This window comes from Brevundimonas sp. NPDC092305 (assembly GCF_044755415.1).
GTDB lineage: Bacteria > Pseudomonadota > Alphaproteobacteria > Caulobacterales > Caulobacteraceae > Brevundimonas.
The window spans coordinates 319,638-337,724 of record NZ_JBIVQY010000001.1 but is presented as its reverse complement, the minus strand read 5'-3'; the positions used below and the strand labels follow the sequence as shown (position 1 = coordinate 337,724).

Here is an 18,087-nt window from a genome sequence, read left to right as displayed (position 1 = left end):
GAGCTGGGGGTTTTTGTTTGGGGTGGGCTGACGCGTTTTTCAGGTCAGTAGCGCTGTCGCAGCCCGGCAAGGCCTGGCAGGCGTTCGGGACCGGCCTGCTGTGCGCAGGGGGCGGCCTTCTGTTGCGTCTGGCGCTTTCGCCGGTCTACGGCGGAGCGACCGGCCTTACCCTGCTGATACCGGCCGTCCTTCTGGCGGCTTTGTGGGCTGGACAGATCGCCGGATACACGGCGACCGCGGCGTCGATCACAGGCGCGCTGATCGTTTCGCGCCTGTTCCCCGGCCTGATCGAATTCAACGTCACGACCAGCCTGATCGGAACCGTCACCTTCGCGGCCGTGGCGCTGTTCGGCACGATCCTGGGGGCCTCCCTTCGAACGACCCTGCGGAATCTGGACCAGACGGTTGTTCGCCTGCGAGAGTCGGACACCCGGGTGGGGGAGACGACATCCGAACTGCGGGCAATGCTGGATCAGGCCTCGGCCGGGATTGCGCGAGTCGACCTAAACGGGCGACTGGTCAGCGCCAACGCCCGCTTCGCCGAGCTGCTGGGCCGCACGCCGGAAAGCGTCATCGGCATCACCACTGCAGACGTTTCCCATCCCGACGATATCACGCCAACCCACGAGGTCCTGAAGCAGTCGCTCGCGGGCCATGAGGGCCATATCGAGAAGCGCTACATCCGCCCCGATGGCTCAATCGTCTGGGCCCAGACCAGCCTGCGGCCGCTGACCGACGCTGCCGGCGTCCTGATCGGCCATATCGCGGTGGCGATCGATATCACCGCCGCGAAGGTGGCCGAGGCGGCCCTGCGGGAGAGCGAGGCCCGCTTCCGCCTGATGGCCGACACCGCGCCTTCGCCGGTCTGGATGACCAACGCCGAGGCCGAGGTGGAGTTCGTGAACACCGCCCTCGTGGAGTTCTTCGGGCAGCCGCGAGAGGCCATTCTGGGCCACGTCTGGCGCCAGACCCTGCATCCCGATGATCAGGCCCAGGTCGCCGCCGCCATGGAGGCCGCCCGTCCCGACCGCCTGCCCTACGGCTTCGAGGCGCGGTTTCCACGCGCGGATGGCCGCTGGCGCTGGATGCGGGTGGGGGTGAAGCCCCGGTTCGACGCGGACGGGACCTTCATGGGCTACGTCGGCATGTCGTTCGACATCACCGAGACCCGCGAGGCGCTTGATGCGCTGGCGGCGCAGGAGAAGCGTCAGCGCTTCCTGCTGGGTCTGGCTGACAGCATCCGCGACCTGACGACGCCGGAAGACATCATGGCGACCGTCGAAAGCCTGCTGGGGGCCGAGCTGGGTGCGGATCGGGTAGGCTACGGCGAGGTCGATCAGGAGCGGGGCATGGTGTCCATGAGCCGCGACTGGACCACCGGCATCGTCAGCGCACAGGGGCAGTTCCCGCTATCTGACCTCGGCGCCGATCTGATCGCCGATCTGGCGGAAGGGCGGCTGATCCGCATACCCGACGTCGAGATCGATCCGCGTACGCAGGATGCACTGGACGTCTTCAAGCGACTGAAGACACGGGCCCTGATGCGGGCGCCGCTGATCCGCAACGGACGTCTGCGGGCGTTTCTATATGCGCACAACGCCGAGGTCCGGGAATGGACCGCCGAAGAGGTGACGCTGCTGCAGGACGTGGCCGACCGGACGTGGGGCGAGATCGAACGGACCCGCGCCGAGGCCGAGACCCGCGAGAGCGAACAGCGCTTCCGCGCCATCGCCGACACGGCGCCCGTGCTGATCTGGGTGACCCAGCAGGACCGCACCCGCGCCTTCGTCAATCAGGCGTACGTCGCCTACTATGGCGGCACGTATGAAGAGGCGCGGCTGGCCGACTGGCGCGCCGTGATCCATCCGGACGATCACGAGCGGATCATCTCGGACTCCCTTGCGGGCGAGTCGACGGGCGAGCCGTTCTCGATGGAAGCCCGTTACCTGCGCCACGACGGGGAGTATCGCTGGCTGAAGTCATTCTCTCGGCCCCGACTGGGCGCGGACGACGAGGTGCTGGGCTTTGTGGGTGTGGCCTTCGACGTCACCGACATCCGCGAGACGCAGGCCCGGCTGCTGGAGTCGGAGACCCGCTTCCGCACCATTGCGGACAGTGCTCCGGCGCAGGTCTGGATGACGGATGACAAGGGCGCGGTCATCTTCGCCAACCGCCGCTACAAGACCTTCTTCGGCGTGACCTCGGACAGCGAGCTGGAGGAGAACTGGCTCCAGTGGGTCGAGGGCCAAAGTCTGCAGGACTTCTACGCCGGTTTCCTGAACGCCGTTGAGCGGCACGACCGGTACGAAGGCCTGCTTGAGGTGGTGCACCCGCAGATGGGGCGGCGCTGGCTGCGCTGCGAGGGCGTGCCGCGTTTCGATGGGACCGGTCAGTTTCAGGGGTATGTCGGCGCCAACATCGATGTGACCGAGGCCAAGAAGGCCGAGGATGATCTGAAGCGGATCAACGAGCTGCTGGAAGATCGTGTGGGCGAGGCGCTGGCGGAGAAGGCCAAGGCCGAGGCTGACCTGATGCACGCCCAGCGGATGGAGGCGGTGGGTCGCCTGACCGGCGGTGTGGCGCACGACTTCAACAACCTGCTGACGGTCGTGATCGGCGCGCTGGACATGATGCTGAAGTCGCCGAGCGACGCGGGCCGACAGAAGAAGCTGGGCGAGGCGGCGCTGGCGGCGGCCCGTCGCGGCGAGGGCCTGACGCACCAGCTGCTGGCGTTCTCGCGTCGTCAGGCGCTGCGGCCCGAGGCGGTGGATCTGAACGCCCTGATCCGTCAGAGCGAGCCCCTGCTGACCCGGGCCGTCGGCGAGGCGGTGGAGTTCAGGCTGAAGCTCAAGCGCGGCGCAGCACGGGTCAACGTCGACCCCGCCCAGTTCGAGGCGGCGCTGCTGAACCTGGTCGTCAACGCCCGAGACGCGGTCGGCGACAAGGGACGGATCACGGTTCAGACCGCCAGCTGCGTGGCCGAGGCAGGCGATGTGCGCGAACTGCCGCCGGGCGAGTACGTCTGCGTAACCGTGTCGGACGACGGGGCCGGCATGGATCCGTCCGTCATCGGCCGGGTGTTCGAGCCCTTCTTCACCACCAAGGCGGTCGGCAAGGGCACGGGACTGGGCCTGAGTCAGGTCTATGGCTTCGCGCGCCAGAGCGGCGGCGGCGTCGGCATCGTCTCGAAGCTTGGCGAGGGGACGGAGATCCGTCTGTACCTGCCGCCCCTGGACGGTCCGCGCGTTATCGCCGCGCCCACGGCCACGCCCGAGCGGCGCAGTACGCTGGCCGGCCGCACCATGCTGCTGGTCGAGGACGATGCGGGGGTGCAGGCGATCGCGCTGGAGCTGCTGGAAGGTCTGGGCCTGAAGGTCCGGACAGCGGACACGGCGCCGCGTGCCCTCGAAATCCTGAAAGGCGAGCGGTTCGACATGATGCTGAGCGACGTAGTCATGCCCGGCGGCATGACGGGAATCGAACTGGCGCGCCTGTGCGCGCGGGACTACCCGGAGATGCGGATCGTGCTGACGTCCGGCTATGCGGGCGAGGATGTGGACGCGGCCCTGTCGGACGCGCCCTGGCCGTTCCTGCGCAAACCCTATTCAGGTCAGCAGCTCGCGGACATCCTTGGAGACAGGCCGGCGAGCAGGCCGGCCTGACGCGCTGATCAGCGCTGGCGAGCCTTGCGGGCGGCGTAGCGGGCGTCGCGGGCGGCCTTCTGTTCTTCCTTGGTCAGCTGCTTGCGCTCCTTGCGGGCGGCGCGCTTGGCGGCGTCGACCTCTTCCTGGGCAGCAAGCTCGGCCGCAATGCGGGCGGCGTCCTTCTCGGCCTTCTCGCGACGGATCTCGGCCTTGGCCAGTTCGTGCTGCTGGCGAAGGGCTTCCTTCTCGGCGGCGCGCTTGGCGGCGAGCTTTTCGAACTCGGGGTCCGGAGCGGCGGCCTTGGGCTTGAACTTGGCGAGCAGGGCCTTCTTGGCTTCCTGCTGGGCGGAGAGGCGGTCGGTGAAGCCGGTTTGTTTCAGATCTCTCATGCGAAGAGTCTAGGTGTCCTTCATGGATTGTCGGAGGCGCAATCGACCCGGCGCGCAAAGCGCGGTCGGGCCGGTCCGCTAACCCCATATGGGGTCGAAAATCAAGGTTTGCAGCCCCGGAAGGGCTTTTAGAGGCGGTTAGGCGTATCAGCGTGGCTTCTGGGCCTGCCCGACGGCGGTTCCGGCGGCCCCGCCCACGGCCGCGCCCACCGGTCCGGCCACGACAGCGCCGGCGACAGCTCCGGTCGCGGCCTTCTGTTCGATAGAGGCGCCGCATGCCGCGAGAGGCGTTGCGATCAGGATGGCGACGATGAGGGCGCGGGTCATGAGAATCTCCAGCTCAGCTTCGTGGCGAAAACACGTGGCGAACGCCGCGGTTCCCCGCTCTGGCCGATGAACAACCGCAGCGCGACATAGACAATAAAAGCGTGGCCTGAGTTCCGCATAGAGCATCGGCGAATACGCCTTATGGAAATGTGACAGTCATTCAATACAGTATTCGATCAACCGATTATCGCGTTCAGGAAACTTCGACATCAGAGACGCAAACTCGTAGCTATCCACAGCCGCGCTATGCTGCGACGCAACAGAATCTTGCGAATCAACCACATTGGCGCCACAAACCGCTGGCTTAAGGCGCGTCCCCGACGCCGGCCCGGATATGGCCGCCGTCGGTGCTACCCGCAGCCGGTTCCGCGACATCCCAGTCGCCCGGCTCGCGAGACTACCCGGGGGCGGCGCTGCGCCCTGCCGAACAGGACTGAGCCTTTGTCGAACCTCTCGCAGCTGCGTGCGATGGCGTCTGCCGACCGTGTCGCCCGGATCCGTCCGGTCACGGCCGCAAGCCTTGTCGCCGCGGTCATGGGCCTCGCGATCGGCGCGGCTTATCTGGGAGGAACGGCGGCCAAGGCGTCCATCGCGCGGGATCGTGCGGAGCGGATCGACGGCGCCACAGCTGCGGGATTCACGGAAGAAGCGCTGGCCGCTGCGGCCGGCGGACTGGACGAGAGCGCGCTGGCCATCGCCCGCCGCCACGACCCCTATACCGTCGCCGGCGGGGCCCAGCGGGACCGTCAGGCGGAACTGCTGACCGCCCGCCTTGAGCAACTGAAGTCGAATGGCGCCGCCGGCCTTCGCCGCGCAGGCCTGTCGTCAACCCCGGCCGCGCAGCCCTTCCGCCTCGGCGGCGCGCTGGACGCCTCGCGCGACCTCGATTGCCTGACCCAGGCCGTCTATTACGAAGCCCGTGGCGAAGGCCGCGGCGGCATGCGGGCTGTGGCCCAAGTGGTTTTGAATCGCGTTCGCCACCCCGCCTTCCCCAAGAGCGTCTGCGGCGTCGTGTTTCAGGGCGCGGGCCGCCGGGTCGGTTGCCAGTTCAGCTTCACCTGCAACGGCTCGATGCGCGCCACCGTCAATCGCGCCGCATGGAATCGCGCACGCGATATCGCCTCGACCGCCCTGTCGGGTTCGGTCTATTCGGATGTCGGCGTGGCCACCCACTTCCACACCACCGCCGTCGCGCCGCAATGGCGCTCGTCCCTGATCCGGGTGGGTCAGGTCGGCGATCACGTCTTCTATCGTTTCGGCGGCCGTTCGGGCTCCAGCGCGGCGTTCAGCTACGCCGCCCGCCGATCCAGCGCCTCGGATATCCAGCAGCCGCAACTTGTGCAGGCCAGCCTCGACCCGATCACGCCCGTGCGTGAAGCCGGAGCCGTCGCCTACAATATGCTCGTCCAGCAGGACGGTCGCGGAGCGACCGCCGAGCGTGCTGCGCCCGCCGCCGCCGCGCCCGGCGCCGCCGAACCGGCGGCTCCCGCGGTCACGGTCGCGGCGCCGATCGAGCGCGCACAGGCGGCCACGCCGGTCGCCTGATCCGGACTAGCGTTCCTGCGTCTTCCACTGCGTCGTCAGGTTCTGACGCAGGTTTCCGAAGCGGCCCTGTGTATCCAGATTCACATCGGAATCGCCCGGCGAGCCCGACTGGACGCCGGTCTCGAGGTCGCGACGGTCGGCCTTCATCGCGTCATCGACGGACTTGCCGCCACGATCGGCGAAGCTGCGCTGTTCCTTGGGAATTTTGGGCGCGTGGGTCATCAGCGATCTCCTTCTTCGTACCTCTGATTAACCCGTCCCGACCCGGCGCGTTCCGTCGGCCCGACGCTTGCACGCCGGCGGAACGCCGTCCCGCAAAGAGAACGGCGAAGGTCAGCAGTCATGTCCGCGTCCCCTGTTTCAGCCCCCAGACCCGCCCGAGGCGGCGCACTCGATGCGCTGCGGTTCGTGGCCGCCATGTTCGTGGTGGTGTTCCATTTCGGGGATGAGGCGCCGGTCGCGCTGCAGTCGATGCACGCGTTTCTGGGCCGCGGATATCTGGCCACCGACTTCTTCCTGATGCTGTCCGGCTTCGTGCTGGCCAAGGCCTATGGCGAGGCGACCTTGTCGGGGCGCGTGAGCCTTGGCCGGTTCTGGATGAAGCGGTTCGTGCGCTGCTATCCGACCCATCTGATCACGCTGGCGGCGCTGGTGCTCATGGTCTGCGTAGGGCTGGCGATGGGCGTGCACTTCAGCGAACCGCACCGCTACGACCTGTCCGGCCTGCCCGCGCAAATCCTGTTGCTGCACGCCTTCGGACTGGGCGCGGGGCAATGGAACATGCCCAGCTGGACGATCTCGGCCCTGCTGATCTGCTACGCCTTCTTCCCGATGCTGTGGCGCGGAATGCAGCGACTGGCGGGACCGGCGGCGGCCCTGACGCTGGGCCTGATCATCCTGCTGTCGACCGACCTGCTCAGCCTGCGGATGCTCGGCGTCGAGCAGTTCGCCATCGGCTTCCAGTGGACCTTCTTCCGCGCCGCGCCGCTGTTCCTTGTGGGGCTGACGCTGGCGCGGGCGGTGCAGACGGGAAATTGGTCAGGCGCGCAGGCGCGGACGCTGGGCCTTGCGGGCGGCGCCGTGCTGCTGGCCAATGCGGTTCTGGCCGGGCCGGACATGATCAGCATTCTGGCGATCTGCGCCATCATCATGGGCTGCGGCGCCTCGCCGGTGACCAAGGCCCTGCCCGGCGCGGCTTGGGGCGCCAAGGTCAGCTTCAGCCTCTTTATGGTCCACACCCTGACCGGAGCCGCCTGGTTCGACGGGGTCGAGCCGATGCTGGCGCGTATCCATCCGGCGGTCGAGACGACGTCGTGGGAGGCCTGGGTGATTTGGGCCGGCGCGCTGGGGTTCACCGTCGCCGTGGCGGCAGTCTACTGCCGGTTCGTGGACGAGCCGATCGTGGCCGCGCTGAACCGCCGCCTTTTCGCGCGCAAGCTGGCCGCCATCAGCGGGCGTCCAGACCCACGTCCAGCGCCGGAGCCGAGTGCGTAAGGGCGCCCACCGAGATCACGTCCACGCCTGTCTCCGCAATACTACGGACGGTGTCGAGATTCACGCCGCCTGACGCCTCCAGCACGACCCGTCCAGCTGTGCGCGCCACGGCTTCGCGCAATGCGTCGAGCCCGAAGTTGTCGAGCATGATCACGTCGGGGCCGACGCCCTCGTCGATCAGGGCCAGCGCCTGATCCAGCTGGTCCAGCCCGTCGACCTCGACCTCCACCTTCATCAGGTGACCCGCCGCCGCGCGGGCCGCGCGGATGGCCGGAGCGACGCCGCCGCAGACGGCGACGTGGTTGTCCTTGATCAGGATGGCGTCATCCAGCCCGAAGCGATGATTGACCCCGCCGCCGCACAAGACGGCATGCTTCTCGAGCGCGCGCAGGCCAGGGGTGGTCTTGCGGGTGTCCGCGATGCGCGCCTTCGTGCCCCTCACCGCCTCGACATAGGCCCGGGTCAGCGTTGCGACGCCGCACAGCCGGCCCAGCAGGTTCAGCGCCGTCCGCTCGGCCGACAGGAAGGCGCGGGCGTCGGCCTCGATCTCGGCCAGCTCGGCGCCGGCCGAGAAGGTTGAGCCGTCGGCCAGCTTCAGATCGATCGACGCCTTCGGATCCATCGCCAGCACCGCCAGCCGAACGCAGTCGATCCCCGCCAGCACGCCCGGTTTCCGCGCCGCGAAGACGGCTCGCATGCGCGCGCCTTCGGGAATGCAGGCCATGGCTGTCACGTCCCCTGCGCGACCGAGGTCCTCGGCCAGAGCCATGTCGACGATCGGCTGGATCAGCAGGTCTGGCAGGGTACGGACGTTGCTCATGGCGATCTCAGGCGGTGGCGATGATGGCGGCCATAACCGCTGTCGTCGCCGTGGTCGTGGCCATGACGGCGGCGGTGACGGCGCCCGAAGCTTTCAGCCGGGTGTGGCGCGCCCTCGCCGACGTTTCCGGATAGTCGGAGCGGTAGTGCCCGCCCCGGCTTTCCTTGCGGGCGAGGGCGGAACTGGCGATCAGTCGGGCGGCCGTCAGCGCCAGGGCGCCGGAGGCGTCCCTGTCGAGCCGGTCGATGATCTTCAGCGCGGCCCGCAGGCCCTCGGCGCTGCGCACAACGCCCACATCGTCGCTCATGGCGATACGCAGATCGATCAGGGCCTCGGACGACAGGACGGGCCCCGCTTTGGGCACTGACACCCTGCCCTCGCCGCCCGTTTCCGTCGCGGCCGCGCGGCCGGTGCGGCGGCCGAAGGCGGCGGCTTCGAGCAGGGAGTTGGAGGCAAGCCGGTTGGCGCCGTGGACTCCGGTGGCGGCGCACTCGCCGACCGCGAACAGGCCCTTCAAGGTCGTATGGCCGTCCACCCCGGCGACGATTCCGCCCATGCAGTAGTGGGCCGCGGGCGCGACGGGGATCGGCGTCTCGCGCGGGTCTAGCCCAGCCTGCATGCAGGCGGCGAAGACAGCGGGGAAGGCGTGGGGAAACTCGGCGCCCACGGCCGTCCGGCAATCGAGGAAGGCGCCCCGGCCGTCAGCGCGGGCGGCGTGCACGGCGCGGGCGACGATGTCGCGTGGCTTCAGGTCGGCGTCCGCCGCCTCGCCCAGCAGGAACCGGCCCTCGCGGTCGATCAGCCGCGCGCCCTCGCCACGCAGGGCCTCGGTGGCCAGCGGCATGGGGTCGAGGCCGACGTCGATGGCCGTCGGATGGAACTGGACGAACTCGGGATCGAGGGTTTCGGCGCCGGCAAGATACGCCGCGGCCATGCCCTCGCCCAGCAGGCTGGCGGGCGTGGTGGTGCGCGCGAACAGGCCGCCGGCGCCGCCGGTGGCCAGCACGGTCGCCGGGGCCAGCACTTCGACGAGCTTGCCCTGACGTTCGATCAGGGCGCCGCGCACGCGACCGGCGTCGTCCTTCAACAGACCGCGCAGGCGGCCGTCTTCCCAGACCTCGATATGCGGTGCGGCGCGGACAGCGACGACCAGCGCGGTCAGGATCGCCCTGCCCGCCCCGTCTCCGCCGACACGCGCCACCCGGGCCTGCGAATGGGCGGCTTCGAGGCTGACGGCGAATCCGCCGAACGAATCGCGATCGAACGGCGCGCCCAGTGCGGCCAGCCATTCGACCGTGGCCTTGCCGTCCTCCGTCAGGGCGCGAGCCGCTTCGGGTTCCACCAGACCGGCGCCGGCGGCGCGGGTGTCTGCGGCGTGAAGGGCCGGCGCGTCCGAGGCGGAGAGCGCCGCCGCCAAACCGCCCTGCGCCCATGCGGACGAGGCTTCCTGCAGCAGGGGGGCGGGCGTGATCACCAGCACCTTGGCCGGCGCGGCCTCCAGCGCAGCGGAAAGACCGGCCAGACCGCCGCCGATGATCAGCGGCCCCTCATGGACGATCCGGCTCAAGAGCGGAAACCGAGGTAGTAGGCGGCGATCTCCATGGCGCCCGTGAAGGAACCTTGGGCTAGTGGCATGAGGGCCGCTAGTCCGACGGCGACGCAGGCGGCGGCCGTGGCGAGGAACAGGCCCACGCTGGCGAAGCTCTCGCGCACGGTCAGTTCCCGACCGTCAGGCCGCCAGAAGCCGCGCTTGAGGTGACCGATCAGGGCGATGACGAGAAACGCCGCCAGAATCCAACGCCCGGTCGTGAAGCCCCAGTAGACCACGATGAGACCCATCGCGATCATCGCTCCGCGCTCCAGCCACGGATGGATGCGGGCCAGCACCGGGCCAACAGCTTTCGAACCGTCCAGCGGCGGGGCGGGGGCCAGGTTGACCAGATTGATCGCCGCAATCACGGCGGCCCCGATCAGCCAGGCGGCGCCGCCGAGCACGGCCCAGGCGGCAAAGAAGGGGATAGCCGCCAGCAGGCCGAAGAAGGGTCCGGCCAGTGACACCAGCACGCCGTGCCATTCGCTGGTCGGCGCCCGCTGTCCCCTGGCGAGACCGCCAAGGAACGGAATGATGTAGATGCGCGCCGGGCCCATGCCGACACGGTTCATGGCCAGCACATGTCCGTACTCGTGCACGAACAGGCCGAAGATGACGGCCAGCGCGACCACCCAGCTCTGGGTCATGAACCAGATGAAGCCGAAGAACAGAAGGGTGCCCGCGATGGCGACACCCGGGTGCTGCCCCTTGTCCAGCGGCGGCTCGGCGGCTGGAGCGTGAACCTCGGCGGGCGCGGCGACGGCCTCTTCGGGTCGGGCGTCCCATGGACCGGGGCGGCGGGGCGTGTCGGTGTCTGTCATGCGATGCAAGTGGCTCCCGACGCCTTCAGCCGCAACGAGACGACGGGTCGCATCAGATCAGTTCCACGGCGACGTGGTGGCGCGCCTTGATCAGGTCGTAGCGGGCCGGGATCGCCGGGGGCGGCAGGTCGACCATCCGTTGCACGGCCAGCCGCGCGCGCTCGATCATGTCTTCCGGCACGGTCACCTCGAACTGCATGTTCAGCAGGCAGTCGCGAATGTTCTGCAGGGTGATGCGCTTCATGTGCGGGCACATGTTGCAAGGGCCGATGAAGTCTACGCCGGGCACGTCGCCCTTGATGTTCGACGCCATCGAGCACTCGGTGATCAGGACCACCTGCCTAGGCTTCTTCGACGTGACCCAGTCCGTCATGGCGGCGGTCGACCCGGCGAAGTCGGCGGCTGACAGCACCTCTTCCGGGCATTCCGGGTGGGCGAGAATCTGGGCGCCCGGATAGGCCTCGCGCATGTCGCGGATGTCGTCTGCGGTGAAGCGCTCATGCACCTCGCAGCGACCCTTCCACGCGATGATGCCCACCGTCGTCTGGGCCGCCACGTTGCGGGCGAGGAACTCGTCGGGGATCAGGATGACGCGGTCGACGCCCCATTCCTTCGCCGCCCATTCGACCACCTGAACGGCATTGGCGCTGGTGCAGCAGATGTCGGTTTCGGCCTTCACGTCGGCCGTGGTGTTCACATAGGTGACCACCGGCAGACCCGGATAGCGCTGCTTGATCAGCCGCACGTCGGCGCCGGTGATCGACGCCGCCAGCGAACAGCCGGCGCGCAGATCAGGGATCAATACCGTCTTGTCCGGCGACAGGATTTTCGAGGTCTCGGCCATGAAGTGCACGCCGGCCTGAACGATGACCTTAGCATCCGATCGCGCCGCCTCCTTGGCGAGGCCGAGGCTGTCGCCCACATAGTCGCCCACGCCGTGGAAGATCTCGGGCGTCATGTAGTTGTGGGCCAGGATCACCGCGTCGCGCTCGCGCTTCAGCTGATTGATCTCGTGGATCAGGGCGGCCTGCGCCGGCCACTCCATCGGAGTGACGTGGTCCTTGACCTTGGCCCAGACCGGCGCGGTCTCCCGCTCCAGCTCTTTCGACAGTCCGAACATCCCGTCCGCCATCGTCCTCTCCAGACCTTATGCTCAAAGTTAGCATAAGTCGGTGTGAATGTAGGCGGGTGGACGGAAAACGCAAGCCGGTTCCTGATGCAAGCAGCCTTGTCCACCGGTGTCAGCGGCGGTACCGATAGCAAAACAGGAGACGCCGCCATGTCCGATCCGACCGCCCTGAACCGCCGATCCTTACTGGCCGCGGGGGCCACAGGCGTCCTGCTTCCGGGCTGCGCCAGCGTCGCCGGGCCTGCGACGGCGTCGGACCAGAAGGTCTGGACCTTCGATCGCCTGACCGACATCGGGGGCGTCGCGACGGCGGCCGAGGGCGGGCCTGCTCTGGTCGACAGTCCGTGGGGCAAGGCGGTGAAATTCGACGGCGTGGACGACGCCCTGTTCATCGAGGAGCATCCGCTGGCGGGCGCCACGGCATGGACGATCGAAGCGCTGTTCCGGCCCGACGGCGGAAATTTCGAGCAGCGGTTCATGCATCTGGCGGAGACCGAGACGCCGCCGGCCGGTCAGCCGCCCGTCGGCACGCGCTTTCTGTTCGAGATCCGGGTGGTGGAGACCGAATGGTACCTCGACGCCTTCACCAAGGGGCCGACCTACAATCACACCCTGATCTTCCCGGAGAAGCGCTTCCCGATCGGGCAGTGGTTCCACGTCGCCCAGACGTACGACGGCACGACCTACCGCAGCTTCGTGGACGGGGTGCTGCAGGGCGAGGCGCCGCTGGCGTTCACGCCACAGGGACCGGGGCGATCGTCGGTGGGCGTGCGGATGAACAAGGTCAGCTGGTTCAACGGCGCGATCCGCGAGGCGCGGTTCACGCCGCGGGGCCTGACTCCGGACCAGTTCACGCGACCGGGCTGACCGCCGCCTTGCGCTCATGGTCGAGCAGCCACTTCTTGCGCTCCAGCCCGCCCGCGTAGCCCGTCAGCGTTCCGTTGGCGCCGATGACGCGGTGGCAGGGTACGATGACGGCGACCGGGTTCTGGCCATTGGCGAGGCCGGCGGCGCGGACGGCGGCGGGCTTGCCGATGGCGGCGGCGAGCTGGCCATAGGTGCGGGTCTCGCCATGCGGAATGGCGCGCAGGGCGGCCCAGACCGAGCGCTGGAAATCCGTGCCGTTGGTGCGGACCTTCAGACCGTCGAGGGCGTGCAGGTCGCCCGCGAAGTACGCGTGCACCGCCTTGCGCACCGGTTCCGGAGCTTGTCCGTCCGCCAGTCGGGCGCCCGGCCAGTGGCGGGCCAGCAGGCGCATCATCCGGTCTTCGTAGCCGGCGAAGTCGAGCGCCCGGACGGCGCCGTCCGCGTCGGTAATCAGCAGGACCACCCCCGTAGGCGTCTCGATCCGGTCGAGGGTCAGGGTTTCAGGCTGCGCGTTGGGCATCGTCGGTCTCCATCAGATCGGCGGCGCTGATCCCGGCCATGGCCAGATGCAACGCGCCATAGGCTCGCCACGGGCGCCAGGCTTCGGCGCGGGCAGCGAGGGTTTCGTCGGTCAGTCGGTCGTTGGGCGGCTCGGCGCCGTCGTCGATCCAGCAGCCCGGCAGACGCAGGCCGGGGCGGGCCGCGGCCAGCGGCGCGAGCGTGACATCCTGGGACAGGTCGCGGGCGATGGCCTCCGGGTCCGCGGACAGGTCGAAGACGCGACGGACACGGGCGAGGACGCCGGGCAGGGCTTTCAGGTCCGAAGCCTCGACGCATACGGACACCCTGCCCTCCCCGGCGGGTTCGACGGTGACGACGCCGTCCGCACCGTCGACGGCCTGCACAAGCGGGCGTGACCAGCGTCGGCCCTCGATCGCGTCGCCCCGCTCAGCGAGGGCGGTCAGCATGGCGCCCCAGTCGTACGGCGGGCGGTAGGGCAGATTGAGTTGCACCGCCGCCTCACCCGCCTTTTCGCGGTGACGGCGCAGGGCCGAGGGCGCTCGATCGTAAAGCGCCTGAAAGGTCTCGTTGAAGCGGCGCACGCTGCCGAAGCCCGAAGCCAGCGCCACCTGCGCCATCGGCAGGTCGGTCTGGTGGATCAGGGCCTTGGCCAGCAGCACACGCCGGGTCTGGGCCACGCTGACGGGGGCGGCGCCGAGGTGCTGGCGGAACAGGCGGCGCAGGTGGCGCTCACCGACGCCGAGGCGACCGGCAAGGGCGTCGACGTCAGCCTCGTCGAGAGCGCCGGCCTCGATCAGGGCCAGCGCCCGGCTGACCGTATTGGAGGTGCCCCGCCATGCGCCCATGTCAGGCGCGGTCTCGGGGCGGCAGCGCAGGCACGCGCGGAAGCCGGCCTCTTCCGCCGCGGCGGGGGACACGACGAAAAACATGTTCTCGCGTTTTGGCGTCCGCGCCGGACAGACCGGGCGGCAGTAGATGCCCGTGGTCTTCACGCAGCCGAAGAACCGGCCGTCAAAGCGGGCGTCCCGCGTCAGGACGGCGCGATAGCAGGCTTCCTGGTCCAGTTCTGCGGCGTTTTCCATGACCGCAAGATGGGCTCAGGCGGGCGGAATGTCTCGCGGTTTTCGGACATGGGCGTGGACGCCGACCTTTCGACCGGCGCACCTATTCGCCTCAGGCCGGGCGGACGGCCAGACGCCACAGGTTGACGAGGATCTTGCAGACCAGACCGAAGGCCGAGAGGACAAGCACCCAGGTCATGATGCCCGACAGGTTGGTCGCCCAGATCGTCAGGTCGGCGTTTCCGCCTTCACCAAGGCGTTTCAGGGCCTCGAGGTTCAGGAAGCCCTCGTCGCGGATCACCCGGGCGGTCTCGCCGTCCATGGCGATGTTGAACCAGTGGCCGGCGTTCCAGATGGCCCAGGTCAGCCACAGGCCGGCGCAGGCGATCGCGACCTGAAAGGCGGCCCGCATCCGCACGGCGTAGGGGCGGGCGAGACTGATCAGATCGACCGCCATCTGGGCCAGCGCATAGAGCAGGATCGGCAGGTGCAGCATCGCCCAGACCGGCGCGCCGGTGACCACGGCCTCGCGTCGGCCGAAGGTCATGTCGGCGAACGGGAAGTAGATGGCGCCGATCCACCACAGAACGAACACGCCCACCGCGATGAAGGAGAACAGATAGTCCGCGCCCGGCCAGCGGTTGCCGATCGGCCGGTTGCGCCAGCCCATCCATGCAGGGGCGGCCGGAGCGGCTTCGCCCTTCGCCGGCGCCTTGCCGCTCATCGCCATACCCCACGCCGCGGGGTCGGACAGGTTGAAGGCCGTCAGGTCGCTGACCCGCCAGTTGGTCAGCCATTTCGGACGGATATCGTAGTGCTCCATGATCGCACCGGCGAGCGTCAGCGCGCCCAGCAGGGTCAGGGCCGAGCCGAAGAAGCCGTGGAAGGCCTGGGCGATGTCCTGACCGAAGTTGTTCGACCCGTTCGTCAGGTCGATCAGCAGGCCGATACCCGCGACGACAGCGAGGATCATCAGCCCGGCCTTCGCGCCGAACAGCCAGTAAGGGAACAACTGCGGCCCGATCAGGGCGTCCGGTCCCTTGCGGTAGCGGGCGGCGACGACCAGCGGATGGCCGACCTCGCGCAGGATGGCCTCGCGTTCGTCCTCGGTCAGACCGCGGCCCAGTTCCTCTTCCTTCGCCTCGAAGCGGCTGAGGATCAGGTCCTTCAGCTCGGCGATGATGTCGTCGCGCTGGTCGGTGGGCAGTTGGGCCGCCACTGCGGCCAGATATTTCTCGAGCATGTCCATCACGGTTCCCCTCAGAGCATCTTGTCGAGCGAGGCGTTGATGCCGCGCCATTCGTCGGTCAGGGCGGCCAGCGTGGCGACGCCCATGGGCGACAGGACGTAGAAGCGCTTCTTCCGCTTCTCCTCCTCACGCCATTCGCTATCCAGAAGACCTTGGCTCTCCAGTCGGCGGAGCAGCGGGTAGAGGGTCGATTCCTCCATCTCCAGCCCGTCGGCGGCCAGCGCCTGACGCAGGGTGTAGCCGTAGCGCTCGGTCCTGAGGCAGGCGAGCACCGCCAGCACCAGCGAGCCTCGCCTAAGCTCCAGCCGCATCGATTCAAAAAGATCGGGGTCGACCGCCATGGCCTCTCCTGTCCGCCACATAGTGTGTGACGCACAGTGTATGCCGCATACTGTGTGACGATGTCAACCGTTGGTCGGCGGTGGCGGACGATCATTCCGCGCGACGGCGAAAACGTAACGGGTCGTTAACCACGCTCCCGGCATTTTCTGCCGAGTTTCCCGGAGCGAGTAATGAACGGCGCCGAAGTACTGGACGTAGGGCGCGACGCCCTGTGGCTGACGATCCAGCTGTGCCTGCCCGTGCTCATCGTCGGCCTGGTGGTCGGCGTGGTCATTGGCCTGTTTCAGGCCCTGACGCAGATTCAGGAACAGACCCTGATCTACGCGCCCAAGATCATCGCCATCTTCGTGTCCCTGCTGCTGTTCCTGCCGCTGATGGGGGCCCTGCTGGGCGGCTTCATGCGCGAGATCGCCGCCCGCATCGCCGGCATGTGACGGCGGGCGGGTGGACCCTTACGCCACATCGGATCAGGTCTGGCAGGGCGCGCTGATCTTCGCGCGCATCGGCGCGGTGCTGCTGATGCTGCCGGGCGTGGGCGAAAGCTATGTGCCCCCGCGTATCCGCCTGTCGCTGGCGCTGGTCATCTCGCTGTGCCTGTGGCCCGTCATCGCCGGCGCCCTGCCCGCCCTGCCCGCGACGCTGGGCGGCATGGCCGGCTGGATCATCCGTGAGGTCGTGGTCGGCCTGATGATCGGCGCCCTGTTGCGCGCCTTCACCTCGGCCCTGTCGACGGCGGGCGAGATCGTCTCGCTGCAGACGACGCTCAGCTTTTCACAGACCGCCAATCCGCTTCAGGCCCAGCCCGGCACGACCATCTCGGCCTTCCTGATGCTGCTGGGCACGACCCTGATCTTTGCGACCGACACCCACCACCTGTTCATCGCCGGACTGGTCGGATCGTATGAGCTGATCGCGCCCGCCAAGCCCCTGTTGATGGGGGACTTCACCGCCCAAGCCGTGAAGACCGTCGGCGACGCCTTCCTGCTGGGCGTTCAGTTGTCGGCGCCGGTGCTGGTCTTCGCCCTGATCTTCAACCTCGCCTCCGGCCTCGTCGGCCGGGTGATGCCGCAGTTCCAGGTCTTCTTCGCCGCCGCCCCGCTCAGCATCATTCTGGGCCTGTCGGTTTTCGCCCTCAGCCTCGGCGTGCTGGGAACGGTCTTCATCGACCGCTACCGCGCTGTGGCCAATGTTTTCGTCGGAGGCGCCGGTGGCTGAGTCCGCCGATCCCGAGTCGAAAACAGAAGAGGCCACCCCACGAAAACTCGAGGAGGCCCGCAAGAAGGGCGACGTCGCCAAGTCGGCCGACGTCGCGTCCGCGCTCAGCCTCCTCGGCGCCGCGGCCGTGATCCTGATGGCCGGGGGGTGGTTCGCGACCTCGATGGCCGAGCAGCTGCTGCCCTTCATCGCCGCGCCGCACACCATGATGGGCGGACTGGACGCCGGGGCCGGAGTCGAGATCGGGGCTCACGCCGTATGGGCCATGCTCCCTTTCATGGGCGCGGTCATGCTGGCCACGATCATCGGCGGGGCGGGTGGAAACATCGCCCAGTCCGGCCTGATCTTCACGGGCGACAAGCTGAAGCCCAAGTGGAGCAAGGTGAACCCGCTGGAGGGCTTCAAGCGCATCTTCGGCGCGGACGGCTGGGTCCAGTTCATCAAGACCTTCCTCAAGCTGGTCGCCGTCATGGTGATCTGCTGGTGCGTGCTGAAGCCGCACACGCGTGAGTTCGAGAATCTGGCCGCCATGTCGCCGGCCATGATCCTGCCGTTCAGCCGCGATCTGGCGATGAGCCTGATGGTCTCCACGCTGGTATTCCTGGGCTTCACCTCGGGCGCGGACTTCCTGTGGCAGCGCTTCAGCTTCGCCAAGCGGATGCGGATGACCAAGGAAGAAACCAAGGAAGACTACAAGCAGGCGGAAGGCGACCCGCATGTAAAGGCCAAGCTCAAGCAGATCCGCAGCCAGCGCAGCCGCCAGCGGATGATGCAGAACGTGCCCAAGGCCACGGTCATCATCACCAACCCGACCCACTATTCGGTCGCCCTGCGCTACGAGCCGGATCAGGGCGATCCCGCCCCGGTCTGCGTGGCCAAGGGTGTCGACGCCGTAGCCATGCGCATCCGGGAGGTCGCGCGCGAGCATTCGGTCCCGATCGTCGAGAACGTACCGCTGGCCCGCGCCCTCTACGCCGCCGTCGATGTCGACGAGACCATCCCGCGCGAACATTTCGAAGCCGCCGCCAAGGTGATCGGCTTCGTCATGCAGGGACGCAAGAAGCGGTAGAT

Annotated in this window: 18 protein-coding genes; 7 read left to right on the top strand and 11 right to left on the bottom strand. The window is 68.3% G+C overall.

All coding sequences use genetic code 11. The annotated features are described in order from the left end of the window. Positions 1 to 17: 17 nt before the first annotated feature. Positions 18 to 3,662: a PAS domain S-box protein gene (locus ACIQC9_RS01610; protein WP_400611864.1), complete on the top strand. Its 3,645-nt coding sequence runs from the start codon at positions 18 to 20 to the stop codon at positions 3,660 to 3,662. Positions 3,663 to 3,670: 8 nt separating this feature from the next. Here the strand turns inward: ACIQC9_RS01610 and ACIQC9_RS01605 are convergent, their stop codons facing one another. Continuing rightward, entirely contained in the window at positions 3,671 to 4,033 is a 363-nt protein-coding gene (locus tag ACIQC9_RS01605) for a DUF6481 family protein (protein WP_400611863.1), read from the bottom strand. Positions 4,034 to 4,180: 147 nt separating this feature from the next. After that, complete coding sequence (locus ACIQC9_RS01600) at positions 4,181 to 4,360, bottom strand: hypothetical protein (RefSeq protein ID WP_400611862.1); 180 nt, start codon at positions 4,358 to 4,360, stop codon at positions 4,181 to 4,183. A 468-nt stretch (positions 4,361 to 4,828) separates the two neighbouring features. Here ACIQC9_RS01600 and ACIQC9_RS01595 point away from each other — a divergent pair, with 468 nt between their 5' ends. Beyond that, entirely contained in the window at positions 4,829 to 5,905 is a 1,077-nt protein-coding gene (locus ACIQC9_RS01595) for a cell wall hydrolase (protein WP_400611861.1), read from the top strand. 6 nt (positions 5,906 to 5,911) lie between these two features. On the opposite strand, the gene ACIQC9_RS01590 is transcribed toward ACIQC9_RS01595, so the two are convergent. Beyond that, positions 5,912 to 6,127: a hypothetical protein gene (locus ACIQC9_RS01590; protein WP_400611860.1), complete on the bottom strand. Its 216-nt coding sequence runs from the start codon at positions 6,125 to 6,127 to the stop codon at positions 5,912 to 5,914. 120 nt (positions 6,128 to 6,247) lie between these two features. Between ACIQC9_RS01590 and ACIQC9_RS01585 the strand changes: the two genes are divergently transcribed. After that, entirely contained in the window at positions 6,248 to 7,399 is a 1,152-nt protein-coding gene (locus tag ACIQC9_RS01585; protein ID WP_400611859.1) for an acyltransferase family protein, read from the top strand. On the opposite strand, the gene nadC is transcribed toward ACIQC9_RS01585, so the two are convergent. Genes nadC through nadA form a run of 4 tightly spaced genes read right to left on the bottom strand, consistent with a single transcriptional unit; the run spans position 7,353 to position 11,763 of the window. Further along, positions 7,353 to 8,219: a carboxylating nicotinate-nucleotide diphosphorylase gene (nadC, locus tag ACIQC9_RS01580; RefSeq protein WP_400611858.1), complete on the bottom strand. Its 867-nt coding sequence runs from the start codon at positions 8,217 to 8,219 to the stop codon at positions 7,353 to 7,355. The genes ACIQC9_RS01585 and nadC overlap by 47 nt on opposite strands. 7 nt (positions 8,220 to 8,226) lie before the next feature. After that, a complete protein-coding gene (locus ACIQC9_RS01575; RefSeq protein WP_400611857.1) occupies positions 8,227 to 9,786 on the bottom strand; it encodes an L-aspartate oxidase in 1,560 nt (519 codons plus the stop codon). After that, positions 9,783 to 10,631 carry a metalloprotease gene (locus ACIQC9_RS01570; RefSeq protein ID WP_400611856.1) on the bottom strand — a complete coding sequence of 283 codons (849 nt, stop codon included), beginning with the start codon at positions 10,629 to 10,631 and terminating at the stop codon, positions 9,783 to 9,785. Before ACIQC9_RS01570 ends, ACIQC9_RS01575 begins: the two co-directional genes overlap by 4 nt. Before the next feature lie 52 nt (positions 10,632 to 10,683). Beyond that, entirely contained in the window at positions 10,684 to 11,763 is a 1,080-nt protein-coding gene (nadA, locus tag ACIQC9_RS01565; protein ID WP_400611855.1) for a quinolinate synthase NadA, read from the bottom strand. Positions 11,764 to 11,910: 147 nt separating this feature from the next. Here nadA and ACIQC9_RS01560 point away from each other — a divergent pair, with 147 nt between their 5' ends. Continuing rightward, positions 11,911 to 12,627 carry a LamG domain-containing protein gene (locus tag ACIQC9_RS01560; protein WP_400611854.1) on the top strand — a complete coding sequence of 239 codons (717 nt, stop codon included), beginning with the start codon at positions 11,911 to 11,913 and terminating at the stop codon, positions 12,625 to 12,627. Here the strand turns inward: ACIQC9_RS01560 and ACIQC9_RS01555 are convergent. The 4 genes from ACIQC9_RS01555 to ACIQC9_RS01540 all read right to left on the bottom strand — a co-directional run bounded on the left by ACIQC9_RS01555 (position 12,611) and on the right by ACIQC9_RS01540 (position 15,800). Continuing rightward, entirely contained in the window at positions 12,611 to 13,147 is a 537-nt protein-coding gene (locus ACIQC9_RS01555; RefSeq protein ID WP_400611853.1) for a methylated-DNA--[protein]-cysteine S-methyltransferase, read from the bottom strand. The genes ACIQC9_RS01560 and ACIQC9_RS01555 overlap by 17 nt on opposite strands. Further along, complete coding sequence (locus ACIQC9_RS01550) at positions 13,128 to 14,231, bottom strand: Ada metal-binding domain-containing protein (RefSeq protein ID WP_400611852.1); 1,104 nt, start codon at positions 14,229 to 14,231, stop codon at positions 13,128 to 13,130. The genes ACIQC9_RS01555 and ACIQC9_RS01550 overlap by 20 nt, the downstream gene beginning before the upstream one ends. A gap of 91 nt (positions 14,232 to 14,322) precedes the next feature. Then, the gene (locus ACIQC9_RS01545) at positions 14,323 to 15,459 is read right to left on the bottom strand and encodes an HAAS signaling domain-containing protein (protein WP_400611851.1); all 1,137 of its coding nucleotides are present in this window, start codon (positions 15,457 to 15,459) and stop codon (positions 14,323 to 14,325) included. 11 nt (positions 15,460 to 15,470) lie between these two features. Then, complete coding sequence (locus ACIQC9_RS01540; RefSeq protein ID WP_400611850.1) at positions 15,471 to 15,800, bottom strand: PadR family transcriptional regulator; 330 nt, start codon at positions 15,798 to 15,800, stop codon at positions 15,471 to 15,473. Between the two features lie 171 nt (positions 15,801 to 15,971). Between ACIQC9_RS01540 and fliQ the strand changes: the two genes are divergently transcribed. Genes fliQ through flhB form a run of 3 tightly spaced genes read left to right on the top strand, consistent with a single transcriptional unit; the run spans position 15,972 to position 18,085 of the window. Continuing rightward, positions 15,972 to 16,235: a flagellar biosynthesis protein FliQ gene (fliQ, locus tag ACIQC9_RS01535; RefSeq protein ID WP_400611849.1), complete on the top strand. Its 264-nt coding sequence runs from the start codon at positions 15,972 to 15,974 to the stop codon at positions 16,233 to 16,235. Between the two features lie 10 nt (positions 16,236 to 16,245). Beyond that, complete coding sequence (gene fliR / locus ACIQC9_RS01530; protein WP_400611848.1) at positions 16,246 to 17,016, top strand: flagellar biosynthetic protein FliR; 771 nt, start codon at positions 16,246 to 16,248, stop codon at positions 17,014 to 17,016. Further along, positions 17,009 to 18,085, top strand: a complete 1,077-nt coding sequence (gene flhB, locus ACIQC9_RS01525; RefSeq protein ID WP_400611847.1) for a flagellar biosynthesis protein FlhB — start codon at positions 17,009 to 17,011, stop codon at positions 18,083 to 18,085. Before fliR ends, flhB begins: the two co-directional genes overlap by 8 nt. Positions 18,086 to 18,087 lie beyond the last annotated feature (2 nt).